The organism is Microcoleus sp. S28C3 (assembly GCF_036700785.1).
GTDB lineage: Bacteria > Cyanobacteriota > Cyanobacteriia > Cyanobacteriales > Microcoleaceae > Microcoleus > Microcoleus asticus.
Map to the genome: position 1 here is coordinate 36,419 of NZ_JAUBPO010000002.1, position 27,000 is coordinate 63,418.

19 protein-coding genes are annotated in these 27,000 nt (G+C 45.3%); 15 read left to right on the plus strand and 4 right to left on the minus strand.

Annotated elements, in window-relative coordinates:
- The first annotated feature begins 63 nt into the window (after positions 1-63).
- Positions 64-708, plus strand: a complete 645-nt coding sequence (locus tag QUA13_RS00870) for a siphovirus Gp157 family protein (RefSeq protein ID WP_333195894.1) — start codon at positions 64-66, stop codon at positions 706-708.
- A gap of 69 nt (positions 709-777) precedes the next feature.
- On the opposite strand, the gene QUA13_RS00875 is transcribed toward QUA13_RS00870, so the two are convergent.
- Positions 778-990 (minus strand): hypothetical protein, encoded by a 213-nt coding sequence (locus QUA13_RS00875; protein ID WP_275526104.1) that lies wholly within the window; start codon positions 988-990, stop codon positions 778-780.
- Between the two features lie 521 nt (positions 991-1,511).
- Between QUA13_RS00875 and QUA13_RS00880 the strand changes: the two genes are divergently transcribed.
- Complete coding sequence (locus tag QUA13_RS00880; RefSeq protein WP_333195899.1) at positions 1,512-5,045, plus strand: hypothetical protein; 3,534 nt, start codon at positions 1,512-1,514, stop codon at positions 5,043-5,045.
- 170 nt (positions 5,046-5,215) lie between these two features.
- Here the strand turns inward: QUA13_RS00880 and QUA13_RS00885 are convergent, their stop codons facing one another.
- Positions 5,216-5,419 (minus strand): element excision factor XisI family protein, encoded by a 204-nt coding sequence (locus QUA13_RS00885; RefSeq protein WP_333195901.1) that lies wholly within the window; start codon positions 5,417-5,419, stop codon positions 5,216-5,218.
- Positions 5,377-5,553, minus strand: coding sequence for an element excision factor XisI family protein (locus tag QUA13_RS00890; RefSeq protein WP_333195902.1), 177 nt, complete (start codon positions 5,551-5,553; stop codon positions 5,377-5,379). The genes QUA13_RS00885 and QUA13_RS00890 overlap by 43 nt, the downstream gene beginning before the upstream one ends.
- 367 nt (positions 5,554-5,920) lie before the next feature.
- Between QUA13_RS00890 and QUA13_RS00895 the strand changes: the two genes are divergently transcribed.
- The 11 genes from QUA13_RS00895 to QUA13_RS00945 all read left to right on the plus strand — a co-directional run bounded on the left by QUA13_RS00895 (position 5,921) and on the right by QUA13_RS00945 (position 23,445).
- Entirely contained in the window at positions 5,921-8,371 is a 2,451-nt protein-coding gene (locus QUA13_RS00895; protein ID WP_333195903.1) for a hypothetical protein, read from the plus strand.
- 263 nt (positions 8,372-8,634) lie between these two features.
- A complete protein-coding gene (locus QUA13_RS00900) occupies positions 8,635-9,261 on the plus strand; it encodes a hypothetical protein (protein ID WP_333195905.1) in 627 nt (208 codons plus the stop codon).
- Positions 9,262-9,326: 65 nt separating this feature from the next.
- Positions 9,327-12,530, plus strand: coding sequence for a hypothetical protein (locus tag QUA13_RS00905; protein ID WP_333195906.1), 3,204 nt, complete (start codon positions 9,327-9,329; stop codon positions 12,528-12,530).
- A gap of 14 nt (positions 12,531-12,544) precedes the next feature.
- Entirely contained in the window at positions 12,545-13,540 is a 996-nt protein-coding gene (locus tag QUA13_RS00910; RefSeq protein WP_333195907.1) for a hypothetical protein, read from the plus strand.
- A 23-nt stretch (positions 13,541-13,563) separates the two neighbouring features.
- Positions 13,564-14,649 carry a hypothetical protein gene (locus QUA13_RS00915; protein ID WP_333195908.1) on the plus strand — a complete coding sequence of 362 codons (1,086 nt, stop codon included), beginning with the start codon at positions 13,564-13,566 and terminating at the stop codon, positions 14,647-14,649.
- Positions 14,650-14,706: 57 nt separating this feature from the next.
- Positions 14,707-15,420 (plus strand): hypothetical protein, encoded by a 714-nt coding sequence (locus tag QUA13_RS00920; RefSeq protein WP_333195909.1) that lies wholly within the window; start codon positions 14,707-14,709, stop codon positions 15,418-15,420.
- Positions 15,421-15,593: 173 nt separating this feature from the next.
- Positions 15,594-17,624 (plus strand): hypothetical protein, encoded by a 2,031-nt coding sequence (locus QUA13_RS00925; RefSeq protein ID WP_333195910.1) that lies wholly within the window; start codon positions 15,594-15,596, stop codon positions 17,622-17,624.
- A 109-nt stretch (positions 17,625-17,733) separates the two neighbouring features.
- Positions 17,734-18,537 carry a hypothetical protein gene (locus QUA13_RS00930; RefSeq protein ID WP_333195912.1) on the plus strand — a complete coding sequence of 268 codons (804 nt, stop codon included), beginning with the start codon at positions 17,734-17,736 and terminating at the stop codon, positions 18,535-18,537.
- 698 nt (positions 18,538-19,235) lie between these two features.
- The gene (locus QUA13_RS00935) at positions 19,236-21,566 is read left to right on the plus strand and encodes an ATP-binding protein (RefSeq protein WP_333195913.1); all 2,331 of its coding nucleotides are present in this window, start codon (positions 19,236-19,238) and stop codon (positions 21,564-21,566) included.
- A gap of 185 nt (positions 21,567-21,751) precedes the next feature.
- Positions 21,752-22,507, plus strand: coding sequence for an AAA family ATPase (locus tag QUA13_RS00940; RefSeq protein WP_333195914.1), 756 nt, complete (start codon positions 21,752-21,754; stop codon positions 22,505-22,507).
- Complete coding sequence (locus QUA13_RS00945) at positions 22,504-23,445, plus strand: ParB/RepB/Spo0J family partition protein (protein ID WP_333195915.1); 942 nt, start codon at positions 22,504-22,506, stop codon at positions 23,443-23,445. Before QUA13_RS00940 ends, QUA13_RS00945 begins: the two co-directional genes overlap by 4 nt.
- A gap of 405 nt (positions 23,446-23,850) precedes the next feature.
- On the opposite strand, the gene QUA13_RS00950 is transcribed toward QUA13_RS00945, so the two are convergent.
- A complete protein-coding gene (locus QUA13_RS00950; RefSeq protein WP_333195918.1) occupies positions 23,851-25,140 on the minus strand; it encodes a hypothetical protein in 1,290 nt (429 codons plus the stop codon).
- A 176-nt stretch (positions 25,141-25,316) separates the two neighbouring features.
- On the opposite strand from QUA13_RS00950, the gene QUA13_RS00955 reads away from it, so the two are divergent.
- The gene (locus tag QUA13_RS00955; protein ID WP_333195921.1) at positions 25,317-25,700 is read left to right on the plus strand and encodes a hypothetical protein; all 384 of its coding nucleotides are present in this window, start codon (positions 25,317-25,319) and stop codon (positions 25,698-25,700) included.
- A 112-nt stretch (positions 25,701-25,812) separates the two neighbouring features.
- Positions 25,813-26,997 (plus strand): transposase, encoded by a 1,185-nt coding sequence (locus tag QUA13_RS00960; RefSeq protein WP_333195923.1) that lies wholly within the window; start codon positions 25,813-25,815, stop codon positions 26,995-26,997.
- The last annotated feature ends 3 nt before the right edge of the window (positions 26,998-27,000 follow it).

Genomic DNA, 27,000 nt, shown 5'->3' on the forward strand with positions numbered 1-27,000 from the left:
TTCAATTACTCAAATTGAAGCTCGACATGATTACTACCACACCTGCATTAACGGACGATATTGATGAATCTTGCTACTCAATCTCTCGCTCAAACCTCCCTAGCTGCTGCTCAACTTTGGCATCAACTAGAATCAGTAGAAACTCCTGAAGAAATTGACCAACTGCTGCAATCCCTTTGGCAAACCCAAGAAAGCCAAGAACTTGCTGTTGACACCCACGCGGACTTAGCTGACCAAATTGATGCCGAAATTGCTGCAATCAAGGCTCGAATGCAGTATTTGATAGAACTGCATTCCACAGCTATCAACAAACTCCAAGGGTGGAGAGAACGCTTAGACAAAACCGTTCTCTACTTCAACGAGTGCGGCGTGTTAACTTCAGAAATTATCGGTAAACACCACCGCATTACTGTTAAGGAAAATCCGCCTACCTGTGAAGTTTTAGTTGACGCTTCTCAACTACCAGAACCCTATCGCCGCACTGAGACAAAAATCGTAATCTCGGCTGACAAAAAAGCGATAGCAGATGCTTGGAAACAAGGAATGCCTGTAGATGGCACTAGGGTTTTCCGCAAACGCCGAGTTGTTTATAGCCTACTCAAAGGCAATAACTTGAATGCCTACCCAGCTAATTTAAACTCCCAGTTGCCAGCCGCAGCATCGACCACTCAACCAAAAGCAAAACGCCAAAAGCGCCACTCTCCTTAGATAGGAAAATGGGAAGTTAGGAGGACACAGAAATTTCATTCGCTGCGCCTTTTTCTTCCCTTTCCTCAGCTAAACCTCGCTCCAATAGCTCAAATCATCAAGCTCCTCTTCTGTTGCACCAAAAGTATTAATCCACCTCATAGCTCGCTCAAATAAGTGGCTATTTAACCGCCGCTTATCGGCATCAGACTGAGGCGGATTAGACCCCTGCCAACAATTATCACCCAGCTCAATTTTATCAAGGCATTGAGGGGACTGTGATTCAAATTTATTCTCTTGCATTCTTTAACCCTACCTAATTGTTACCTTCAGTTTAACCCACTTTATAGGGAGTGGGAAGTTGGGGAGAGTGGGAGAGTGGGGGAGGGGGAGTTAGGGAGAATTTGACGCTTACTTCCTAAACTGTACGGCATTAAAATTTGGTATTTTTTAATGCCAGATAAAAACTCGTCAAATCCTCTCCCACTCTCCCCTTCTCCCCAACTCCCCACTCCCCCACTCTCCCCCTCCAATTGAGCGGGTAACTATCCCTCAATCATCGGATGTCTTTTCACTTCCAAACTTGTACAAAAGAAATTGAGTGTGTGGGCAAAAAGACATAAATTTACCTACTCTCACTCATGGTTTCACGCTTCCATTGATTAACCCTATCCAATCCATTAGCATCGAAATTCTCAAGTCGAGGTCAATGATTCCCCATTCCCTTTTCATACTCCGCATTCCCCACTCCCCATTATTCCGGTACAACCGGAATTGATATCAATCATCACAACTAACTTTTCAGGTTTCAGGAGATACTCATAATGACCAAAAAGCATTCTCAATCACTAGAGCCTACCTGCCAGTATACTGAGCTTCTAGCAGGAGTTGGGCTAAAAATCCCTGTCTTTGATATGTCCTTAGAGAACGGCAAAGAAAAAGGACGCTACCAAATAGAACCGGAAATCCTCCGAAATTCAATGCTTGAACTACTCTTTAAACCCGAAGAATTAGCAACACTAACCATCGTCAAACCAGACCCAGATGATAGCAGCCTTGACCCTCTCAAAAACATCGACTTCGGAGACGGTATTGCTAGAAGAGTTGCCTTTAGTTCTGGCAAAAATGTGTACTTTGCTGACAAAGAACTCTCAGCCAAACTGTTAAGCGTATTCACAACTCAACCAGATCATTCCTGTCGCTACGGCTCTCTGCTAGTAAGCAGTTGCACTCAAGGAGTCCAGTTGTTAGACTGCTCTGTTAGTGGTGAAACATTGCGAGTCAAAATTGTTGATTCCCAAAGTGATGACCCTTCTGAAAAAGCTTTAGCTCAACGATATCAAACCGGAGACTGTCACGGCAAGATTTCACCCACATTAGCCCAACAATTAGATGGCATTCACAACCGCCCTTTTCAATTTCGATTTGCTTGGCTTTCAGACTGGGAACAAGAGAATTGTGCCACTCCCAAAATTAACTTCCTTGCTAAAGGAACGCTACTTCCCGATTCCCAATTAACTGATAATTTAGGCTATGATATCATTATGGATCGCTCTTCCATCAAAGGAGTTGCCGCATTGCAATTAGCTGAATTAATCCCTTGCGGAGATTACGAATTTCCCAAAGCGGTACTAGGAAATCGAGGCAATGCCAAAGTAACTGAATACGAAAATTCCTGGCAATTTTCGATTTGGTACTCCGAATCAGCTATTCAGACTGACATCGCCACCCCCACCAAACTTGAAGCCCAAAAGTTAGCTGACTTGCAAAACAATCGGTTGCAACTTTCTAAATACTTAGTAGAGCAACATGACAAGAAAGTGGCTTTTCAATCTAACATTCACGAAGACAACAACGGATTAGAAGATGAAACCGATGAAAAAGCTCAACGCAATGAATATCGGCTAATTTCTATTTTGAGAAACGACAAACTCGGTCAACTCCTTGACTTTCCCAAAGTCGTCGATTTCATGCAAGAACAACTAGCTAAGAAGTGGCGAGACTTAGCAATTAAAGGAGCAATTCATCATGGTTCAGCAATGGCTCAACCCTGCGAAGACCTAAAACCCGGTACAATTGTGGCCCCCCACTTGAAAAACGGCACAGAAGTCATCGTTACCCGATACCCAATTGTCAGTAAAGATAACATCCGCCGCTACACAGTAGACAATAAAAGCCATCCCGAATTAATGCAGTACAAAGGATGCGCCTTCATTCGTCCCGACCAAGCTATGCAGCACCACCAGTGCGATTTTGATGGAGATCAATTAGTAATTACTCCCGCCTCAAAACTGCCCAATATTGCCTCTGAAACCAGACACGCAAATGAAGAAAACGAGTATGAAGCTGTTTCCAAGCGTAGCAAAATTGATTACACCAAAGCTACTGATCAAGAGGGAAACCGTAAGTATACCAAACTGCGGCAAATTGCCGTAGCGATCGCACACAACAAAATCGGCTGGGTTGCTACCTTAATTGGACGAGTACAGTCTTCTGTACCCCAACCAAAACAACCTACAAACTTATTTAACCACAAGAAGCAGAAACTACTCGGTCAACTGTTTGATGCCCTACAAATTGAAGTGGACAGCCCCAAAAGCGCTACTCGCACAGAAGACTACCACCCCAATTTGCTAAATCTTGCTAAACAATGGTCAAACGAATACCCCTCTTACTTGTTTGACTTCAAAGACGACCCCCGGCTTTACAAAACAGTACCACTGCCCGCAGAAGACAACGCTGCCATCAGTTGCATCGCTCGCAGTGCGGTTAATCCTGAGTGGGAACCCACCCGCTTAACCAGCCGCCACCGCGACGAATTTCGCTACCTGTTCCCCTCTCCTAAAGATTTAGATGAGAGAGAAGATTGGGAGAAATACTACGTGACATGGGCCAAAGATACTAAAGAGCGATATCGAGAACGGATGGCAGAAATCTACGAGCAACAAGGCGATGACCTCAAAGCTATTAGAGAAGCTGTTGGCAAATTGTATGAGAGTTTAAGAACTGACGTAGCTGACGCATTTCCTCACCCCAAAGAGCGGATGTTAGCTGCTAGCGCATTGTGGCACGTAGAAACTACAAATCCCAATTTAGACGTGCCTCGCAAAGCTTGTCTTGAACTGTCGCGCCAACTGAAAATTGAGTTCCACCTCGAATCTGACTATGAGCGGCTACATGAAGCTCTGCCCAAGGATACTTACATTTTGAGCGTCCCTTTTCAAAAATTAGCAAGAGATGGAAGCGGTCAAATTAAAAGGAATAGCAAGCGACAGCCAATTAGCACTGACTTAGCTGGTGAATGGAAGGAAAAGCTAGACAATAAAGGCATTAAATACGAAGCTAGTTTACATCCCAGCTTGCCGATGGTTAACTTTGCCTTGCTCGACCCCAATGAGAAATTGGTAGAAGTCCTAGATCAGGAATTTGGCAACAATGAAAATGACATCGACTCTCTCAATTTAACTTACCGAGATCGCTTGGGTCGAACCCAAACTGCCAATTCGCGTATTGTAGCTCCTGCCAGCTACAATTGGGTTGAATCTAAAGACAGCCAAACTCCCAAAGCTGCATTGGTTCTTAACTTGTTCTCCGATGAAATTTGCCAGCAATTGCAGACTTTTCAGTTTGAAACTGTTGAACTAATTGGTCAAAAGTACAACGATTTCAAAGATGTTGATTTTAGCACCGAGAAGTGGAAGGGAAAAAGATTGAGTTTTGAAGTCGATGCTTTTAAAAGCGACACTGGTAATTACCGAGATGGCAGCCCAATTGTCAAGCTCAACGACCGTCAACTAGCCATGTTTTCGCCTAATTCTCCTAAACTGCCTATTGGTGCAACCTTTGAAGCAACTATCGAATCTTCACCCAAAAGCAGTGCTCTCATTTTAAACATCGATCCGGCATCGCTGAGGTTAATTGAAGAAGCGGCTGAAGTGGAAATCCTGTCAGTAAAAGGCAAATCTGCACCCAATAGAGAGGGCTTCGGCGAAGACATTCGACCGGGGAAATCGCTATCTCAAATTTCCCAACAGCAACAGTCTCAAGCTCAACAAAAAAATTGCGATTCCGCAACTATTTCTGAATTAATGCAAGCTGCGATTGGCAATGCCTATCAGAAAACAGGCGCTATTGAATTTCCAGTTGGTTCTTGGGGTGTATTCGTCAACAGCAAAACCCAAAAATGTACCGTTGAGGATGAAAGTGGCGCTATTATTTTTGCGGCTGACTTAAAAAGTGAGCGAATTATCAAAGGATTATCTGAAGAGAACAGCGCTAAGTTTGTCGCAGAAATCTTAGAAAACACCACTCCTAAACGCTTTAAAAAGAGCCGTTTGCCGGCTACTGTCGAACTTTAGCTGTTTACCAGCCGATGTCCCAGTGCGATCGCCTGTTCCCCAAGTACGAACAGTTGATCGTATTGGGATTGTCAGGAATGTGAGCATCAGTTAGCTTGATTGAGGAGAAAGTGCGATCGCCTTCTCTAAAAAATCTGCGCTCGCACCCCAACCCCAACCCACATCAGCTATTAAGCCACTGAAAAATCAGTAAATTGCCGCACATAAGGCGTTCTAAATTGCAAAACAATCTCTGTTTTTGGTACACCTAATTCTACCAATTCGTTAGCAATTCCTGCTTCAGTTAAATCGCGCTGAATCCAAATTTTTCCATCTTTGATATCTACATGAACTACACAACCATAAAACCATAAACCCTCTCTTGGTTTTCCCAACCTAAATGAACTAAAAGATAGCGATCGCTCTCTTTATCGAAAATTAACTCTTTTTCCGTATCTTCAGATAAATGATTGGCTGTATGTCTTTTTAAGACAGTCTGGACTAACTCTGAATAGTTTATTCCTTCCATAAAACAATCTCCTGTTGGCTTGCTCTCCACTCACAATACAGGTCAAATGTAAAGTTTTATTAAATGTGCAAAAAGCCCAGGAATTTTACAAATACATTCAGGATTTACGCAATTGCTCCCTTGCACTCATCACACTATACCCCCAATTGGATCGATCCAATTGAACCAGTAAAAAACACCTGTTGTCAGGAAGCCAGAACTCATGGAAATAATTTAGGTTTGAAAAAGGAAGGGGAGGGGAGTGGGGAGTGGGGGAGAATAGGAAAATTTGACACTTATTTCCTACGAATGCTTGTCTAACTGTACGGCAAAGCCTTCCCACTCTCCCCCTCTCCCCATTCCCCTTCCCTATCCAAGGAGAAATTCAATGGTTACTTACGCCCACAAAAAAAAGTCAAACCAATACATCACGGCTGAAACAGAACAGGGAGAAAAAATACTAAAGTACCTTAAAAGTCGGTGTGAAAAGGCTTTAAATTACTGCCAAGAACAAGGCCTGACTGCTGTTGAAGATTTTGCCGAAGCTGTCGAAGAATTGACTGAAGCTGACGGCAAACCAGGTATCAGCGTTAAAGTCACACAAGGTGGCTTCGTCCTCTCCCTCACAGACCGACCTGAATATGGTTCTACCACTGGCAAATACATGATGGAACACCTGGGAGAACCAGATGACAACCGATTCACCGCCGTCGGCATTAAAGCCACCCTCACCCCAGAAAAGAGTAAATCTCAGAGGAAAAATAAGCCTTCAGACTTAGACGAACTACTCTCCGAAATTGAGGAAACTGATTCAGTACCCAAGCAAGCGTCAAAAGCTAGTTCCAATGCTAAGAAAAAACTGGAATTAGACGAATTCGATGAAGATCATGACCTTCTCGATGAAATTAATGGCAGCGAACCAACCATCAAAACTCAAGCTAAATCTCAAACCAAAAGCAATAACGATTGGGAAATAGCGGACAGCCGTCATTCTAAGTCCCAGGCTAAATCTAAAATCACTGAAGTTGAAGTTGACGAAGAATTTGTGGTAGATGACCTTGAGGAAGAGGATAAAAAACGTATACCCCAAACTAAATCTCAGGCTAAGCCTAAAACTAAAAATGTAGAAAAATTTGTCACTGCTGAAATTGATGAAGACGAAAAAATTGTACTCCCGCAACAAGTTAAACCAAAATCCCGCCAAAATGAAGAAGAATTTGCCGGTGAAACTGAATCCCACAACCAATTTCGTAGTAAAAAACTTAATCAAAACCAGTTTGAGACAGTTGATAGCATCGACGACCTACTTGAGGACACCCTAACCAAAAGTCCTACAACACAATCCTTGCCATCCGATGCCAATCCCAGAACCCAACGCCGCAAGAAATCCAACGAATTGGATATTGATAGCCTGCTCAAAACAGGCGCACAAACCAGCGAGAGAATAGCCACTTCAGGAAATGAGATAAACGGTACAACCCTCTCTGGACTGAGTGCTCAAGCTGCATTTCTAGCCACCCTTGTAGGCATTGATGCAGCACAAAAAGTTATTGGTGCAGCCAGGGAAGCTGGACAAGAACGCCAAGTTACTCAACTCATCAAAAGGCTTAAATCTCAAAGCCAGCGTGCCGATCGGCTAACTGAACGAGCCAATCATTTACCAGAATTCATTGATGAAAAAGAAGCACCTATTGATGAACAAGAATCAGAAAATACACCCCTGCCTCCTCTCTCCAAAGAAGAACCTCAACTCGAAAATCAATCCTTATCTCAAACTGAAACGAAAACATCTGAGTCGGTTGGAGCAATCTTAGCCAAAGCCGTTAATCAAGTTACCCACCAACTTAAAACCATCCCCCAACCAGATGATGAAGGTAAAAAACTTAACCCAATTGAGATTAATACAAACGCGAGTTTTGAAGAGCAACTCAAACAAATTAATCAAGCCCTCGACCGCTTAGAAAAACGACTGGATACCCTAGAAAGCCGTATCGAAACTTTAGAAAAAGCACTTCAACAGCACTCTTTGAGCCAAACACCGCCTGCTGCGGAAGTTATGCCAGAAGAAAATAGCGATGATTTTGCCAAACCTGCTAACGGAGGCAAACGCTCACCTTCCCCAGAAAACGAGAGGGTGGACGCAAGAGTACCTGCTTTTACTCAAGGTCGAAATCCGTTAGCTACAGAAAATTCTACCCCTCCAAGTGAGCGACTTCCCTCAACTGATGAAGCACTGATTGCTGAAGCACTGGTGCAAATTTATCATGCTGCTGTTGAAGAAGCTGCTCAATATGAAGGCGATCGCTCTCAAGCTACCCCAGCAGCAGCTAATGGTGGTGTTGACCTGGGAAATACCAAACTTTACGTCTTTCTTGAAGGTGAATTGACTACTATCACCCTGGCAACCAAAGATGGCTTTGAAGTCTTCGAGGCTACCTCAGATGAGACGAGAAAATGGAACGTTACCGCTAACAAACTGACTCCTAAAGACAAACAAGAAATTTTGAAATTGCCTCACAGCTTAGAAGAGTTCCAACAAGTCAGTAACCAAGAACACCTCGCTCTCCTAGTAGCCGAAAGGGGCAAAGATGCCATCAGTTTAACTGACTCTCAAGGCAACAAATTCGAGTTTGAAGCCGGAGAGGGAATCGTGACTGGCTATACAGAACACGGCGAAGTAATTTATGAAGCCATCCTTCAACCCGACCAGGTAGAGGTACTACAATGCGACATCCCCGCCAACGAACTAGAAAGTTGGTTAGAACGAAGACTTCAGCAAACGCCGACTTCTAACTCCCACCGAGAAACTGACAAAGCTAATCGAGAAGTTCAAATCTAGAGAAGTCCGATCGTGAATTTTGGTGAGGCGCGATCGCCTTTTCTAAACCAATAGTGCGATCGCACTCCATCGAACTCACGTTAATTTAGAAAGTCCTAATCGCCTTGGGGGTTGCTATACCTTCTGCTTTCTCAACGACAACCCCCTCCCAATGGATCGATCCAGCTTAGTCACTCAAAAACACCGCCTTTGGTGATGTCAAAGCTTAGTGGCAAAACTTAGAGTAGTAATAAGGAAAATAACTACACTATAGAGAGGTTTGCATGACTATTCGTTCCTCATCCCGCTATTTATTCCCAACGGCAAAAGGCTCACAAAGCCCCGCCTTTCAATTTCTGAAACAACACAAAATCCGCCCAGGCGACTTCCTATTTATCGGGATTTGCCTAGCCTCACTTGTCTATTTTACTATCCATGACCCGCTCTTAATTGCGACTTTAGGCTGCTCCAGCATACTCTTTTTAAGTTTATGGCACATCACTAGAGCTATTCCCCTTGTAGAGCGATATATCGGCTGCAAAATCCGCTTTTGGCACATTGCCACAGCCATTATCACCTCTACTGCACTTTGCTCCGTACTCGATTCCCCAGCCAACGCCATCTTCCTCTCCGGCTTAGAAGAATTTATGAAAGAACTCGCAGAAGGAGCCTCTTCAGCAGGAGGGGAAGCTATTGATGCCGAAGTCATTGAACTGATTTTCAACTTAATTCGCGGAGCCTTCCTTTTATTAGTAGCATCCGCGTCTCTTTTTGCTTACAACCAAGCGCAACAAGGCAATGACTGGCGACCAATTGTCACCCAAGTTGCCTTAGCTTTTGCCATTGTAATTGCCATTGATGTAATAACTTTCCTCTTCGTTGGCAATGGCGGAGGCGGGGGTGGAGCCTAATTATCTAAAGGGGAGGGGTTTTCTCTTCCCCAAACCTCAACCTCAAATCTAAACCCGTTTAAATTATGCTCAAAGATCCCGATAAAGACTTTATTTCCGTCAATAAAATTCTTGGCAAACAAGCCAGCATCGGCATCATTCCAGCGGAACAGCTAATTCCCTGGATGCTAATCACCGTAATTTCCTACATCCTCACCAACGGCTTATTCAGCTTAGGAATGCCTTGGTTTTTCACCACTACTTTCTGGCTAATTGTAAGCTGGTGGCTCCTGACAGGTAACAAACCTCACCTTTTTGTAGACAGGTTTAGACCTCCGCCGGGGAACGAGTGGTACAACGGTAATCTTTTATACCTTTCTCCCCTTCCCCAACACCGACCAAACCCGATTCGCCACCGAATCAGCGATTCACAAGTCCGAGTCAAACTTAAACCCAAACTTGCTCCCAATCAACAAGGAGGTAACAGCCGACTTATGCCCTTCCAAAACTACCAAAACCTCCTGTGTTTAGTCACTATCAAAAAGGATGGTCGAGAAGTTTCTGGTTACTTACTGAATGAAGGCAGTCAATACCAAATTGTATTCGGATTCGAGACGGCTGGCTTTCACAACATCCTGTACCGCCAGGAAGTAAACAACGCAGCTACCGCCTTAGAAGAGGGGCTAAAAGACATTGCCCCAGGCGAAAAAATGACCTTTCACACCGGCTGCTACAGCAGCGATTGCCTTCGCCAGCAACAGTTAACTGAATTGGCTGACAACTGTCACCTCAAACCCATTTCTGTACTCGTTCGTAACGAACAGAAACGCATTCAAGAACTCAACTTAGCAGGCACCCGACAACTGTGGAACCAAACTATTTTCTGCACTTGGACATTCAACGCTCAATCTGGCTCCAAATCCAACGACCCTCTGAGTAAATTCATCAATGGAATTGTCAACACAGCCAACAGCGTTGCTGCACAATTTACAGGCAACCAGCGCATCTACTCTGAACGCTTTTACAAACAACTGCTGCTCGACGCTTTCGAGCAAGGCTACATCCGGTGGGAACTCTTGCTAAACACCAAAATCGGACTGGAAATTCAACCCATGAATGCCCAAATACTATGGGGCTGGCTGTGGCAAAAATTCAACAGCGCACCCGTACCCCCTATCCCCCAACTTCTCACCTTAAAAGAAACCGCGTCGGACTACAAACTAACCGAAACCATCAACAGTCACAAACACGCCTGCACCATTTTAATTGAAGGTATGAGCGGCCGTTCGAGCTGCCCGGAACACAGAAAAGCTAGCTCACGCATTTTGCTTCCCGGCAGAAACGCAGAATGCGGCGTGCTCACAATGGAAGAGGGCCCCGGCGGCTGGCTCAATACCAGAGAGCAACTGCAATGGCTCTGGAAAATTATGAGCAACAGCTACGTCCGCGATACTGAAGCCGTTGTCGAAATTAGCGCCGCTCCCAACTTTATTATTCAAGACAACTTAGCAAGGCAAGCTAAACAATCAAAAAGTGCCAAAAAACGCGCTTTAGAAAAAGGTCAAGGTCGCGATGTAGGAGCAGAAGTCAAACAGGAAGAATCCTTTGAAGCCCAGAAAAAAATGTACAAAGGTGCAAGAGCAATTCACGCTGCTATCACCTTCTTAGTCTACCGACCAACCCCGGAGCAACTAACACACGCTTGCCAAATGCTCTCCCACAGCTTCGGCTCTGCCAAGGTATTAAGAGAGCGCAATATTGCTTGGCAACTGTGGCTAGAAACTTTGCCCATTACTGTAAGCTGGCTGTTGCACAGCAGTTCGCTAATTAACGAACGCCGCCTCACCTTAGACACCGAAACTGTCCCCGGTATTTTGCCCTTAACTGCTGTAAGGGACATCGACTTAAAAGGAGTTGAATTCATCACCAAAGGCGGCAAACCGGTTTACGTTGACCTCATGCACAACCAAACTAGCCGCGCCGTTATAACAGGTGAATCCGGTTGCGGTAAAAGCGTTGTAGGATGGCGATTTGCCGTCGATGCTTTAGCCGCCAATATCCCAGTCGTCGGCATGGATATCTCAGCAGGAAGCGGCAGTACCTTTGAGACAGCAGTGAAACTGTTAGGCGATGATGGAGCTTACTACGACATCACCTCTGGCAGCTCGAATCTACTCGAAATACCCGATTTGAGGCGTTTTGACAGAGAAGAGCGATCGCGCCGACTAGACCAATGGAAAGAGTTTATCAGAAAAGCGCTGACTATTATCAGCATGGGCAAAGTCCGCGACCCAAAATTAGCGCAGCGAGTCGATGCCATTTTGCTGCTAACTCTGAAAAAATTTCTGGAAGACCCAGACATTATCGAGCGCTACAATACTGCCTTTGAAAAAGGCTGGAAATCGACCGCTTGGCAAGAAATGCCAACCCTCACAAACCTCCTAAAATTCTGCACAAAAGAGCAACTAAACCTGCAAAATTTTACCGACTTCGACCGCATTGCCATCAACCAAATTATCACTCAATGCAACGCATTACTAGCCTCACCTTTAGGGAAAGCAATTGGCAGACCGAGTACATTTTCACCCGAACCCGCTGTTAAGTTTTTTGCCCTTAGCGGTTTGGGTAACGAACAAGACCAGTATTTAATGGCAATTAACGCCCACGCTGCTTGCATTCGCAACGCACTTTCTCACCCTAAAAGCCTATTTATCGGAGACGAACTTTCGATTTTGTTTAAGAAAGACGGATTTGCTGAAGTAGTAGGCGAGCTCTGTGCAGTGGGTAGAAAGAATGGCATTTCAGTACTCTTGCTATCCCAAGATATCGACAGTATTTGCGATTGTAGTGCGGGAACTATGATTATGCAAAACATGGTGTATCGAATTACCGGAAGATTGACATCAAACGGAGCCACTTCTTGGATCAAAAATTTGGGATATCCGGCTGAAATTATTAGCCAGAATGCCACAGAAGCTTTCCTTCCCAGAGCTGCCGACCTTTATTCCAATTGGCTAATTGAAAAAGGAGGTCGTTTCTGGCAAAGCCGATACTATCCAGGCGAAATGATATTAGCAAGTGTGGCTAACAATCAAGCTGAATTGATGGCTCGTGCGCGAGTGATGGCTCAATATCCCAATACGTTAAAAGGGCAATTGCTAGCACTCAAACAATTTGCATCGGAATATGTACAAGCCGTTAAAGAAGGGCGTTCATTAGCCAATATTGGCAAGAATGCAGTCACAGATATCAAGGAACACAAATCTCATCAAGACCTTATTGCTAGCTAGACGGAGAAAAACCGATGAAATCACCGAAATTTCTTGTCAAACTTGCCCTCAGTATTCCTGCAATTTGGCTGAGCTTAATACTGAATTCTGTTGAAGCAAAAGCTCAAACATCTGACAGCAATTCGACTGCTACACAGCTTCCAAGCTTAAGCAATCCTAACAGCAGCACTTTCAACCGCTCCAGCTTCACAGTTCCCAATCAACAAATAGAAAGCCAAATCCAACAATCAGCTAATAACTTCTTGAGCAACCCGAAAGAAATAGGAGGTATAGAAAACACAATTAGGGGCATAACAGGCGAAATTTCAGATACCATCTCCACCATCTCCGACAGCATCTCAGGCATCTGGGACAATTTGTTAAATAAAGTCGAAAAATTTAGCAGTGAAATAGAGTCAACCCTCTCTTCATTCCTAGGAGAATTGAAAGTTCCAGACCTAAAAGAAGCAGTTAAAAGCATAATGGACGGCAACACCTCCGAAAGCGAAGGGACAAAACTATCCGCTGCTTTAGAGAAGAAACCGCAAGATTCTTACAGCCTCAAAGAGAACAACGCAGAGTTAGCAGAAAGAGAAAGTGCTGTAAGTGAAGCCAATAAAGCTACTCTCAGTAAAGATGCTCAACAAAAGCAAGCGACTCTGAAAGAAATTGTCCAACAAAACGTAGAGCAAACTGGTCAAATTAGCCAAAATTCAATGGAATTGGGTGCTGATTCAGAAGGTCAAGATGTCACCCAGAACATTATGAGAAATATATCTCAACAAAGTGCGATCGCAGCTAAGCAAGCAGCCTTATCAGCAGAAAATCAAAGTGCCTTAGTTATGCAGGGCCAGCAAGCGCAAATTGACCGCAGTCTTGCCAACATTCTCAACGCTCAACAGGCAGAAGAACTTAACGAAATTAACACCGCCCAGAGACGGCAGGATGCTGCGGCTGCTACCGCTTCTTCTACTCAAGCCGGACTGTTTCAAATGCCGGGAGGCATAACCCTGGGGGCAAGCGAAGACTGAAATCACAACAAGGAGACACCGCGATGCTGACACAACTAATCGCCCAAACTAGCACAGCAGGACAAGCCCTGGACACTCTATCTGACGCTATAGAAGTCTCTCAAAAAACCGTCGAATCGTGGAATTTAGTTTGGTTTAACACCTTCAACACTCAAGAATCCTCTCTCTGGATTGCCTTAGTCAAACTAGGACTAATTCTGGCGGGAATATCTGTTACTTACCTCGCTGTCACCAGTGGCAAAGAAATCATCGAAAAACAGTCTTGGTCTGAGTTAGTAGCCATGTTTATCTGGCCGCTTGTGATTGTAGTATTTCTCAGTAACAACGGCAAAGTTTTAGCTGAAAGCATCAAATTTATTAAAGCTGTAGGTAGCACTCAAGTTCAGGAAATTATGAAGATTCAAGTCGGAGAAATGACCTTCAGAACTGCCCTGAGCGACGTTAACCTCACCAGTGCTGGCAAAGAAGAGATTGAGAAACTCTATAGCGAATGCCAGGGCAAAGTTGGAGAGGCTTTAGTCCAATGCTGGAACAGCAAAAAAGAGCCTGCTCAACAAATTCTCCAGGCAGCGGAACAGCAAAATGGAGGCCCCCTCAAAAGCTTGCAGCGGTTTGTTGAAAACTTAGGCAATGTTGCCAATCTTCAAGATATAGGAAATGGCGATTTTGCAGGGCAAGTTTTTAGGTCTACTATCTTACCTATCATTCGCTTAATTCTTAGATCGGTACAGTGGGCATTTGTCAACATTTTAGAAGCAGCATTGTTGCTAACAGCTTTATTCGGACCTCTGGCAATGGGTTTATCACTATTGCCGCTGCAAGGAAAACCCATCTGGGCTTGGTTAATCGGATTTATGTCATTATTTGGAGTGCAATTGGGCTACAACATCGTCGTTGGATTAGTCGCCGTAGTCATTGTCAAATCCGATGCAGAGTTAGTTACAGACATCGCCTTTTTATTCTTTTTAGCTGTGTTTTCTCCTACTCTTGCAGTGCTAATTGCCAAGGGTGGAGGAACCGCTTTGTATAGTGCGATCGCTAATAGCACTAAACAGCTTACAGACATTGCCAGTAACGCGATTGGTCTTGTTGCCGGAAAACTCCTTTAGGACTGAATTCGTCCACCCAAAATTGTTCAAATTCACCACTACTCAACATTAGAATTTATGAATGTCAAACTTAAGCAATCTCAACCCTTACTTCCCGAATCTAAAAACACCTTAGCCTTGTGTTTTATCCTGCTAACCAGCTTTGTTTTTTTACTAACAATTGCTGTTTTAGTTAACACAGTTAGTTTGAGAGCTTTATCTCAAAAAAAAGTTACATTTGTTCAGCTCAAAGACGGAACCGCAGCCCGAATTGCAGAACAAGATGAATTTTACAGAGAGCCTAAAACTATCCAAACTTTCGTGTCAAGTTGGGTGAATTTAACCTGGGCTTGGTCAGGCAAAATACCCGGCACAAATGACCCCGACCCCGGCATTAAAGTTAAAGGCAGTACCAAAGTTCCTACAACTGCTTGGATGGGTTCATTGATGATGGAGTCAGAGTTTGGAAAAGCTTCCCTTGTCGAACTTGCCCAACTCGTTCCTAACACCATCTATTCAGGAAAAACCCGCTCTGGAGTCTATATCTCTCACATCTCAGAACCCAGAGAAATAAAAAGAGGAGTTTGGGAAATAGATGTAATTGCTACTCGCGTCGTGCTGGAACAAGGCATTGGAGAAAGCCGAGAACAGTTTAATCGAACTTTCACCGTCAAAGCCGTAGAAATTCCCAAATCGCCTCTCAAAGAAAACGCTAATGAATTAGAGAAGACTATTCACTCTTTGAGAGCAGCCGGATTAGAAATTTCCCGAATTGTCGAATTCAAACCATAGAAGAGGAAAGATACCTGGAGAGGGGACGAACCGGCAAGTAGGTAAATTTAAAAACCTTCCGTAAAAACTAAATAAATTAAACATTTAGTAGGTTCCATCCCTTTGCTTAAAGTATTCTATCTTTTCTTTTTTTTGTACGGTTAAACACAACAAATTCAATTAATTATAAAGCCATGAACAACCAAACGAAGGGATCGACCCACAATTCAAATAATACCAGTCTTGATAATAGTAACTTAACCAGTACAGCCAATATGAACTATGCAAGTTCATCAAATGAGTACACCCCAAATAATGATGGTGGCAACATCAATTCCCCTATTTCCCCTTCTCCCAATCCTTCCCCTTCTGACGATGACATTGACGAGAACTTCATTGCTAATTTCGACCCCAATGCACCCCTAACACTTGAAACTCAATATCAACTCGCTCAAGATGAGGAAAGACCACTGCCGCCGCCTGTTTCCGAAAGAGGCGTTCCTAGAGCAGTGACAATGCTGCTATTGACTGGGGGAATACTATTGCTAGGACTGCTGATTTGGCAATTTATCAAGCCTAAATCACCTCGCGAACCTATCGCACAATCAACACCAAAAGAAAGCTCTTCTGGCACCATTAAAGATGAAAAACCGGAGTTGCTGGCTAAATTAGCTTACCAAGACCAACAAAAACTGTTAGCCGAAAAACCGCAACAAACCGCAAAACCCAAAACAGAACCGTCGCCCAAACCGTCAAGAACCCCACGAACTCCGCGAACTCCGCGTCTAGTCGCTACCCGGAGCGCTGCACCGCCACCTACTCCTCTACGCGAACCCCTACCCGTACCCAGAACAGTAGTGCGGACGGTAACACTACCCGCACCCATACCTCAAAGAGTACCCTCAAGAACACCTGCACCGGCCTCCATACTCAAACCGTTAGTACCCCCACCTTTAATTCCAACTCCAAGAGAAGAAAAAATCGACCCGTTTGAGCGGTGGAACCAACTCGCCCAACTCGGACAAATTAGGGGAAATTTTGACCCTAACCGAATAGCGAATGCCGTGAGTGCAACACCGAGCACTCCAGCGACAACAAGCGCTACCGCCGCCGCTCTGACAAAGCCAGCTCCCACAACTGAATTCCTAACAGTCAATATCGGCAACCAAAAGTCGCAACCCTCATACGTTTCTTTGGAACAAATCCCACAAGAATTTTATAACCGCCCAAATAACGCCACCGGGGAAAGGCTACACCCGGAGTTTCCCGCAGGAGAGGACAGCCTCGAAACCACTGATAACTCCCAAAACTCGACTAACCAATTAACTCCGGCTGCCCTTTCCCCCCAAACAAGTTCCGATTCTACCGATAGCCCAATCGAGACTGCGGCTCGACTGAGCGCGAGCCGAACATCCTTGCCTGATACAGAATTTCAAACCCTTTCCCCAGAAGCTGCTCCAGAGGCTTCTGCCTTAACAAACTCCCCAACCCTAGAACAAGTAAATTCCCCAGGGGCAAAAGGCATTCTCAACCGCACGCCCCAAAGTTCCTCAACCTCCCAAACAGCTCAGGTTCCCCTTGGAACCACAGCCAACGGCGTAGTTTCGGTTCCCCTGTTGTGGGATGAAGGCTCAGGCAAACAGCTTTACGACAAATTTGCCATCACCCTCACAGCCGACTTCACGGCAACTGACGGCTCTATTGCCTTTCCTGCGGGTACGGTTGTCATTGCCAAAGCCAACACCATAAGCAAAGGCAATCGGATGGTACAAGCTACTGCTGTGGCACTCGTTTACTCTGATAGAAACGGTCAGATTAAACAGCAGCCCATTCCAGAAGGCGCAATTTTGATTGCAGGAGAGGGCGGAGAACCGCTAATTGCTTCAGGTTACTTCGACCCTGGTTCCGATATTGCCGGACAGGATATCCTTACCGCAGTGCTGTCGGGAGTTGGACGAGTCGGTCAAGTGTTCGCAGAGCCTAAAGTCAGGAGCTCTAGCAGTATTAGCGGTAGGTTTGGGAGCAGTACAACCACCGTTGAAAGTCGAGACCCCCAAATTTGGTCAGCCGTCCTCGATGGCTTCTTCAGCCCCCTAGCAAAACGGATGGAAAGCCGCTCAGATAGAGCAACTGAAGAACTTTTAAACCGCCCTAATGTAGCTGTGGTTAATAAAGGAACCCCGGTTTCTATTACTGTTAACAGCTTTCTCAACATTTACCGTTGACCGAGGCGTTGGTAAACGGTTAAGTCGCCCCAACGCGACTGCGGCGATTAGTAAATAAAATCCCCGTTTCTAGTGTCAACAATTTTCTCAACATCAACCGATAACTGCCATGACGAATCGCATCCAATCTCCAATAATGCTTTCCCTCGGAGGGCTTTTGTTCACAGCAGTGTTCGCCGCTGCAAGCTACCCCGACTGTGCTTTTGCTCAATCAAGAGTAACAGGCTATCAAACTGTGGGTCGAGATATTGCCGTCAATAGTGCTCACGATATTTTAGTCTATCCCGGTCGCGCAAGTGCGATCGACTTCAGCTCAACCGATGAAGCTGTCGCCTACGTTTTAATTGCCGACCCCTCAAAAATAGTTTTCAGCACCGACGCACAGTTGGCAAGCGGCCAAGCCAAAACTGTTTTCTTGCGTCCCATTCAAGCGCTCAATTTTCCGGGAGCTACCACAGCTACCATCACCAACCTCTCAATCAAAACTGTAGATTCAAAAGGGAAACAGCGACTTTACAACTTCAACATCGTTCCTACCAACAAAGAACCAGAACACTTAGGAATTCGCATCGCTCCCGTCACCCCAAGAATGTCGCCGACTGTGAACGTTGATAGAGGTCGCGCACCCTCTGCATCAGATGTTGAAAAAGGATTGCTAATTGCCATTCAAAAAGGCTACACGGCAGCCAACGACCCAGTAGTCTACAGCGTGCGACAATTTTTAGCTCTGGTAAGAAATCAGAATCTATCGGCGGCCGATGCTGCTGCACGAGCCGGAGTAGACTTGTCTGTAATTGTCGAGCTGAGCCTCATTGCACAAGAAGAATTGAACTACCCTGGAACAAGATTTCAACAGCCACAACCGCCAACAGCCCAAACTACTCGGCTTCTTAAAAGTCGCTCTGCTTTTTGATTGGAGCCGGAGCTGCGGGAATAGGTAACGGGAATGGGGAATGGGGAGTAGGGAATGGGAGAGAATTTGACTGACTGTCTCCTCACTCCAAATTCCGCTTCATCAAAATTGTTGAGGAAAAGGTAATTGGGAAAAAGGTAGTTAACTCATAACTCATAACCGAAGAGCGCTTGGGGGGAGGCTCTCGGCAATCTCATAACTTCCTATTACCCATCCGATTATCGAAAAGTTGAGATGCGAATCCTCTCCTCAATACTGCCCGCGCTGAGTCAGGCGGGAGCCAGTGTCGCTAACCGCTCGCTCTGAGAACTTATGGCTTTTGACTGATTCTGATTGGTTTGAAGCTGCGCTATTAATAATAGCAATTAGTCAAACAGCATAATGAAAGTGAGCAGGGATAGTGAGTGAGGATGGGAGAACTTTTCTACTTCCTACTCAACGCGAAGCTGAGTTATCAGTTTTGAATAGACATCTTAAATAGATATTTTTTGAACGGTTCGGCAGTAATACTTTCTCGGAAGAACGTTTTTTTCCTCATTCCCACTCCCTTTTTTTAACCAATGTTCCGTCCAAAAAGCTCAGTTCAAAAAAAGTCTGCCCTCCCGCTGCGTGTTGTGCTTACAGTTCCCAACGCTCTCCTGATTTCGACTTTACTATGTCTGACCGGATGGCTTTCTTTTCAAACAGGGCGGCAGACAATGAATGACTTAGTTGCACAGCTATTGTCCGAAGCAACGAGCCGCATCTGGGACCGCCTTGACAGCTACTTAAAAGAACGGGTTGGGGTTGGGAAAGGAGAAGGGAATTATAATAAAATGCAAACTGGTTCGGTGAACCAACTTCGCCCAAGTCAAACAGCCGGAGTCACAATCAAACCAAATGAGTCAGACTCTCCAAAAACAATATTCCGTCAACAAAAAACAAATTCTGCTTTTCCCACCCCAACCTCAACATTCAACTTGCACGATTTCCACATCAGCCCTAACTGTCAAGCCTTTATCTTAGACCGTTCGGGACACTTAGTTGCTTGGAACGAGGTAACTGAACTAAAACCGTCTATTTCTGTTGACTCCCAGCAGCGAATTCGCGCCCAAGCTCTGCAACAACAAGTAATCCAGCTTTCCACAGAGTATTTGCTTAAACATTATGGCAGCCTCGCTGCTATTAACAGCAGCCAAAATCTTAACTTTACTGCCAGCAACTCTAGATACTTACTGCAAGTCAGACCTTTTGAAAACTCTTCAAGCTTAAACTGGCTGATTGTAGCAGTTGTACCCGAAACCGACTTCACCCAAAAAGTTCAGGCCAATACTCGCAACACTATTTTGCTCGTGCTGCTGGCTTTGGTTCTTTCTATCTGCCTTTTGCTGTCAATTTCCCTAAGAATAGAACAGCGGCTGCTGCGGTTAATTTCGGCAACAGAGGCGATAGCTGGCGGCGACTTCGACTCAACAGTTTCAGGTAGCGGCGTTGCCGAACTCGAAGCCCTAGCCTGTGCTTTCAAGCGCATGAATTCCCAGTTAAAAGCATCTCGCCAGCGGTTAGAAGAATATTCTGGCGATTTAAAACGGCAAGTTGCACAGAAAACAAAGGAACTAAAACAAGCTAAAATTGCCGCCGAAAGTGCCAATCGCGCTAAAAGTACCTTTCTGGCTAATATGAGCCACGAACTGAGAACGCCTCTGAATGCGATTATCGGCTTTGCCCACCTCCTTGTAAACTCTAAAAAAACTGCACCGGAACAGCAGTCGAGTTTAGATATTATCAATCGCAGTGGCGAGCATTTGTTGAAACTAATCAACGATATTTTGTCGCTGTCTAAGATTGAAGCTGGTCAAATTACCCTCGAATCAAATGCTTTTGACCTGTACAGTTTGCTCTCGGACATAGAAGGGATGTTCCAACTCAAAACTCAATCGTCGGGATTGCAACTTGTTTTTGAACGCAGTTCAGATGTACCGCAATACGTCCGAACTGATGAAAGCAAGCTGCGCCAAGTTTTGATTAATCTGTTGGGTAATGCTGTTAAATTTACTGAGACGGGTAGGGTGAAGCTGACTGTAAAATGCCTTCAGTCTATGGCTAAAAAACCTTTACCCAAATTCTTTCTCCAATTCTCTGTGAAGGATACAGGCCCAGGCATTGCGCCTGATGAGGTTAGCCGTTTGTTTAAGCCGTTCGTGCAAGCGGATGCTGGCAGAAAATCGCAAACGGGAACGGGTTTGGGATTGCCAATCAGTAACTCTTTTGTGAAGCTGATGGGTGGCGAGATTAAGGTCAAAAGTTCTGTGGGGAAAGGAACGGTTTTTAGTTTTTACATTAAAGTCAGTCATGCAACTGAGAGCGAAATTTATGACAGACAGCCGCAAAAACGAGTGAAGGGGTTGGCACCTAACCAACAAAATTATCGCATTCTGGTAGCGGACGATGAGTCGGCAAATCGGTTGCTGCTAACTCAGATATTGAAGTCGGCTGGCTTTCTTGTGTGCTTCGCGGATAACGGAATTGAGGCTGTTAAATTGTGGCGAAAGTACAATCCGGATTTAATTTGGATGGATTTGAGGATGCCTGTTCTAGACGGCTTTCAAGCTGCTCAAAAAATTAGAGCTTTGCCTGACGGTTCTAATACTAAAATTATTGCTTTGAGCGCTAATGCTTTTGTTAAAACCCAGGAACTCGCCATGTCGAAAGGCTTTGATGATTTTGTTGCCAAACCGTTCCGAGAAACAGTAATTTTTGAGAAGATGGCGCTTCATTTGGGAGTTCGCTATATCTATGAAGAGGAGTCGCCAAGGAAGTCCGAACAGGATGAGCCTGTTATGCAACTGACTCCTGAGTCGCTGTCTGTGTTGCCGAGGGAGTCGATTGAGAAGCTTTACAAAGCAGCCACTTGTGGAGACGAGCAAGCGGTAAGGCTGTTGATTGAGCGAATTCCGCTGTCGCAGAAGCAAATTGCGGCGGCTCTGACTAAATTAGTTGACAATATGAGCTTAGATATTATCAGCGATTTGACTCAACACTACCTTTGAATGAACCCCACCAAAATCCAAGTTATGGGTAGGGACTGCGCTGAACATCTCTGCTCAGTGCTAACTGCGATCGCAGTTAGTTATCAGACGCGGTTCTCAAAGTTCTTTCCAGGATTAGTCTACAATAAGCCGCAGTCCACTAATATTGTTTAATCAACACGTTGAGTGAGCGTGCTTAAAAATAGATGAGCAAAATTATTGCGCTGTTCAACCAGTCAGGCGGTGTCTCCAAAACCAGTTTGACAATGAATTTAGGCTACCATTTAGCCAAGCGTTCGCAAAAAGTCTTGTTAGTAGATATGGACCCCCAAGCCTCACTTACCACCTTCATGGGCTTGGAGCCATCTGAGTTACAGGAGACTGTCTACGAGTCCATTATGAACGGTTCTGACACGGCGCTCCGCAAAAACCTTCACAACATGGACTTGCTCCCTTCTAATATTAATTTGAGCGGAGCAGAGCTGGAACTGGTGGTGGCTGACATGAGAGATAGTCGGCTAAAAGAAGTCATTGACCCCCTTAGCTCGAACTATGACTTCATATTGATAGACTGCCCTCCCTCGCTCGGCATCCTATCCTATATCAGTCTAGTTGCCTCCACTCACGTCTTAATTCCAATTCAGACTGAATATAAAGCTCTCAAAGGAACAGAATTGCTGTTGCAAACCATTGCTCGCGTCAGAAAACGCGCCAATCGTTCATTGCAGATTGCTGGAGTGATTCCGACGCTGTACGATACCCGTACTGTACAGGCTTTTCAAAGTTTGCAGTCAATTACTACTTCTCTGGAGAAGATTGGTGCGATTTACCCCCCTGTCCCTCGGACTGTGGCTTTTGCCGATGCGTCACAGCAACACGTACCTCTGGCCGTGTACAATCCAAAACATCCAGCCGTCGCCGTACTCGATACTATTGCACAAGGACTCTTAGCTCTGGCATGAATCAAAAGCGCGACAGTCAGCCTTATCAAATCAAAGGAGTTGAGGCTCTATTAGGAACCAGCGACAGCGCAGATGCCGCATCCGAACTTGTCTCAATACACAAAATTGTCTTGCCCCAGCAGCAGCCACGCCGCTATTTCGAGCCGACAGCTATGCAAGAACTGGTGGAGTCAGTCAAGCAGCTAGGGATTCTGCAACCGCTCCTGGTACGCCCCATAGATGGCAACAAGTACGAATTGGTAGCGGGAGAACGGCGCTATCGAGCCGCGTCATCGTTAGGCTTGACTGAGATTCCTGTTGTGATTCGGGAACTGACAGACACAGAGGCTCTGCAAATTGCACTGCTGGAGAACTTGCAGCGGGAAGATTTGAATGCGATTGAGGAAACCGAGGGGATTTTGCAATTGCTGGCAATGAAATTAAACTCTACCTCCTCGTCAGTTATTGCTTTGCTCGGAGCGGCCGCGCACCCAGAACGCGCAGGTGTGGATAACGTTATCCACAGCTCCCAGTGGCAAATAGTAAGCGATATATTTGTACTCGTCGGGAAGTACACTCCAGAGAGTTTCCGAACCAATCGCCTCCCCTTGCTGAACCTGCCAGATGATGTGATTGGAGCGCTGCGGAAAGGACGGATTGAGTATACTAAAGCCAGAGCGATCGCCCGAGTTAAGGATAGCTCAGAGCGCTCCCAATTGTTAGAAGAGGCGATCGCTCTCGACCTCTCTCTGACCCAAATCAAACATCGCATTGCCGATTTAAAAGCCCAAAATACAGGGGAGGCGACTGCACCGAATCGCTCGCTTAAAAGTCGCGTAGATGCAGCTTTGCAGCGAGTAAAAAAGTCTAAGGTTTGGGATGACCCCAAAAAGCAGAAGAAACTAGAGAAGCTGTTAGCTGAACTGGAAGCTTTGGTGGGTGAGGGATTGGAAAATTGAGGCGGATTTTAAAGTAAAGCCACCTAAATTCACCAAATTATAGCAACCGCTTTCGTCGGCGGCGGACGCAAGACGCAAGACATCCTCAATCGCCAGAATGCAAACAATTAAATCGATCGAGTTGTTTGCGGGTGCGACTTTTTAGCCAAGACCAGCACTATTCAATTTTGTTGAGATCGAGAGAGCGATTTGGAGCGCTCGTCTATTGCAGGCAGTAAATTAGCCGACTGAGGGTCGAAATTTTTTTGGGGCTGCCGCGGTCGATCGCGGCAGCTTTAATCTGCGATCGCCCGCGCGCAACCGCAAGCAAACCACGCCGCAACCGTGGTTTTATTTGGCGGTCAATATTCTCTAAAAAATATTAACAATTCAGAACTTAAAGCCCAAAAAGTCGAGAGATAGTCATTAGCGATCGGCGAGAGCGCTCGCTCTTTGTTTGCAGTTGTCTAATTCTGCCTCGCACAATTGCAGTAGTTGTTTTAATTGTGAATAAGAAAAAAGCTCTAAAGTAGCCTTTGTTCTTCGATTAAAGTCAACTTTTAAAAGTTCGCAGACCATTCGTGCAGCTTGATTGGTGTCGAAACCTTCGGAACTGCTGATAACGCCGATTGCTGTTTCTTCGTACCAGCGTGCGGCTTCGCCGTTTCCTTCAATTTCGATCGCGGTTGCAAAAGGTCGATCGTCTACAGTGAATGGGTCAGATCGTTCCATCCGAATTCGATCGCTGTTGCCAAAGTCGGGCAATACTGTTTTACCGTTGCTTAGTCCGATACTTGCTGCCATTGCATTTTGCTCTTGCGTGACGCTAGCGATTGTAGCAGGTGCAGTAGGTGCAACAACTTTATGGATCGGGAGCGGAACCAAGTCAGAGAGATTAAATATTTCAGAGGGAACCGAACCTCCGTCAAGGCGAACTATAACAGATCGCCCACCGTTGGCAAAACCTCTGACAGTGCCCGTATTTCCGCCATAGAGGGCGTTGCTGTTGCCAATTTGAACTAAATCCCCTTGGACCAGTTGTACTGTTTCAACGGGCGGCGATCCGATCGCTAAATCCAAAATAGGTTGCTCTGGCGCGCTCGACGTTCGACCGCTGTCTGGGTTGCTGGCTGCTGCTGCCGACTTCAAAGGTTTCTTTAAAGATTTTTTTTCATCTCGAACAGCAGCGAGCGCCCAATTGATGCTGAGTGTTTCGCAATCTTTCAAAAACGCGGAGCTCCGCGCTTTTGCTTCGATAAGGTTCCAATATTTTGAAATCGCCATGTAGTCCTGTGCGGTTCGCGGGCGAATTCCCGCCGACTCCAAGCAGCTCAGGAATTCTCCATAATTGCACCGTCGCTTAAATTCTTGCAGCAGCAAACCCGCATTGCGAGCGCAGTTCAACTTTGCAAAAGCTAGCTCTAGTTCCTTTCGCTCGATGCGCTCTATTAGTCTGTGCTCCGACGCAATTCGGCTTAGCAATTCTTGTTTGTCAAAGCTTTCTAGATCGAACTCCGGTAAGGCTTGCGAGATATTAAACCCTGCTGGGACTGACGGCAGCAACTCAGCAATTGAGTCAGTTGTCAAAGGTGCCGCACAGTCGATCGCTTGTTGAGCGTCGCTTTCATGTTGAGGGCAATCGACCGGTTGTTCTGCCGGAGGCTGTGGTTGAAACTTGGCTTTCGATCTGGTTTTAGCTTTATTAATTGCTTTCATTTATTAAACTCCTGCATCAAGAGCTGCAAGTCTTCAGGTTTTTCCCCGCTCCGGTCGATCGCCAGCTTTTTTCTTCAGACATAATGTTTGTGCTATATTGAGCTTGTCTGAGTAGGCAACAATAATTAAGTAATTACTTAATTATATGATATAGTTTCAGTTATGGCTTAATAAAAATGAAGTTTTATGAAGCTCTCGACAAAACCCTTGAATACTACGGGATCACTGCTAAATGGTTGTCGGAGCAGTCAGGCGTAAGCCAGCAAATGATTTCGCAGTTTAGAAAAGGGAAGCAGCGGGTTTATAGCGACAGTCTTGAGGCAATGATTAGTTCGCTTCCTCTGGAGCCGCAGCGATATTTGTTCAGTTTGTTTCTTGGCGATCGAGTTCCGGTTTTTTTGGGAATGGATGAGACGGAGCTTGCAGAGATTATGGATGATATTGCAGAGATTATCCGTAAAAAAACTGTTCTTCGATCGCAATCTCAGGTGAGCGGCCCGCAATTGGCTGCGGGTAATTGGTTCGATCGTTCATGCTTGGGCCGATCGTCCATTGGTTGAGATGATACTAAACGGCAGTTTCATAGACTTTTCCTGACATTAAAGACATCAGGTCCTAAAAACACGGTGTTCTTGTCGCAATCGCTGTCTGTAACTGGTAAAATAAGTATCAATGTTGGCACTCCTGACTTGCTCCCTGGCTATGTACGCCCTGAAGCTAGAACTCAAACTCAACAATGCTGAACGTACCCTCATGGCGCGACACGCTGGTTACGCTCGGTTTTGCTACAACCTAGCTCGTACCCTGTACGTGGGCGTGATGGACATTAAAGTCAGCCGCACCCGAAAGATTGCCGAAATAAAAAAAACCTTTACCAATTTCATCAAAAAACAACCAGAATATCAATGGACTAACACTTTATCATCCCGCGTTTATCAAAATGCTTTCCGGGCCTTCAATAACTCCCTCGAACGCTTTTTTAAAGGGTTAAGCGGGTTTCCTAATTTCAAACGCAAGAAATCCGGGGATTCGTTTACAGTAGACAGCAGCAATGGACCAGTATTTCAGATGGCTGGCAATCGGATAAAAATTCCTACACTGGGAACGTTTCGCCTGAAAGAAGCTATCGGGTACAACTGTTGCTCTCAAACATTTACCATCAGCCGTACTGCGGACAAATGGTACGTCAGTTTTACCATAAAAGCTGACAAAATCCCCCCTTTATATCGTGAAGTATCGGAAGCGACAGGCATAGATTTAGGAGTATCCACCTTTGCCACCTTGAGTGACGGTACGGTATACCAACTGCCAGATTCCCTAAAAAATGCGAAAATCAAGCTAGGGAAACTACAGTACCGCAATCGAAACAAGCAATTAGGCAATCGAAAACTTGGCATCAAAGCATCGAAAAACGCTCGGAAATTCGCTCGACAACTGGCTAAAAAACACGCCGATATTGCCAATATACGGCGGGATTTCTTGCAGAAAACAACTACAGAAATTAGCCAAAAGTACGCTCGCATCCGCATCGAAGATTTAAATATTTCTGGTCTGGCAGCAAATCACAAACTGGCGGCTGCAATTTTAGATTCAGGGTTTTATGAATTTCGACGAGAACTAACTTATAAATCTCCCATCTACGGCACTGTTGTCGAAGTGGTAGATCGATGGTATCCCTCATCTAAAACTTGCTCAAAGTGCGGTAACGTTCAACCGATGCCACTCTCCGACCGATTGTTTGTTTGTGAGGCTTGTGGCAACAGTTGTCATCGAGATTTGAATGCCGCGATTAATTTAGCATCGGTCTCACGAGATAGAGTAAGGATGGCTAATCCTGAATTCACGCCTGTAGAGTAGAAG

What these genes read in the sequence shown, in the direction of transcription:
- QUA13_RS00955 (WP_333195921.1), top strand. Translation starts at nt 25,317, where the DNA reads ATGAAGTTTTATGAAGCTCTCGACAAAACCCTTGAATACTACGGGATC.
- QUA13_RS00875 (WP_275526104.1), bottom strand. Translation starts at nt 990, where the DNA reads ATGCAAGAGAATAAATTTGAATCACAGTCCCCTCAATGCCTTGATAAA.
- QUA13_RS00925 (WP_333195910.1), top strand. Translation starts at nt 15,594, where the DNA reads ATGAACAACCAAACGAAGGGATCGACCCACAATTCAAATAATACCAGT.
- QUA13_RS00935 (WP_333195913.1), top strand. Translation starts at nt 19,236, where the DNA reads ATGAATGACTTAGTTGCACAGCTATTGTCCGAAGCAACGAGCCGCATC.
- QUA13_RS00915 (WP_333195908.1), top strand. Translation starts at nt 13,564, where the DNA reads ATGCTGACACAACTAATCGCCCAAACTAGCACAGCAGGACAAGCCCTG.
- QUA13_RS00910 (WP_333195907.1), top strand. Translation starts at nt 12,545, where the DNA reads ATGAAATCACCGAAATTTCTTGTCAAACTTGCCCTCAGTATTCCTGCA.
- QUA13_RS00900 (WP_333195905.1), top strand. Translation starts at nt 8,635, where the DNA reads ATGACTATTCGTTCCTCATCCCGCTATTTATTCCCAACGGCAAAAGGC.
- QUA13_RS00945 (WP_333195915.1), top strand. Translation starts at nt 22,504, where the DNA reads ATGAATCAAAAGCGCGACAGTCAGCCTTATCAAATCAAAGGAGTTGAG.
- QUA13_RS00905 (WP_333195906.1), top strand. Translation starts at nt 9,327, where the DNA reads ATGCTCAAAGATCCCGATAAAGACTTTATTTCCGTCAATAAAATTCTT.
- QUA13_RS00930 (WP_333195912.1), top strand. Translation starts at nt 17,734, where the DNA reads ATGACGAATCGCATCCAATCTCCAATAATGCTTTCCCTCGGAGGGCTT.
- QUA13_RS00870 (WP_333195894.1), top strand. Translation starts at nt 64, where the DNA reads ATGAATCTTGCTACTCAATCTCTCGCTCAAACCTCCCTAGCTGCTGCT.
- QUA13_RS00890 (WP_333195902.1), bottom strand. Translation starts at nt 5,553, where the DNA reads ATGGAAGGAATAAACTATTCAGAGTTAGTCCAGACTGTCTTAAAAAGA.
- QUA13_RS00895 (WP_333195903.1), top strand. Translation starts at nt 5,921, where the DNA reads ATGGTTACTTACGCCCACAAAAAAAAGTCAAACCAATACATCACGGCT.
- QUA13_RS00880 (WP_333195899.1), top strand. Translation starts at nt 1,512, where the DNA reads ATGACCAAAAAGCATTCTCAATCACTAGAGCCTACCTGCCAGTATACT.
- QUA13_RS00920 (WP_333195909.1), top strand. Translation starts at nt 14,707, where the DNA reads ATGAATGTCAAACTTAAGCAATCTCAACCCTTACTTCCCGAATCTAAA.
- QUA13_RS00960 (WP_333195923.1), top strand. Translation starts at nt 25,813, where the DNA reads ATGTTGGCACTCCTGACTTGCTCCCTGGCTATGTACGCCCTGAAGCTA.
- QUA13_RS00940 (WP_333195914.1), top strand. Translation starts at nt 21,752, where the DNA reads ATGAGCAAAATTATTGCGCTGTTCAACCAGTCAGGCGGTGTCTCCAAA.
- QUA13_RS00950 (WP_333195918.1), bottom strand. Translation starts at nt 25,140, where the DNA reads ATGAAAGCAATTAATAAAGCTAAAACCAGATCGAAAGCCAAGTTTCAA.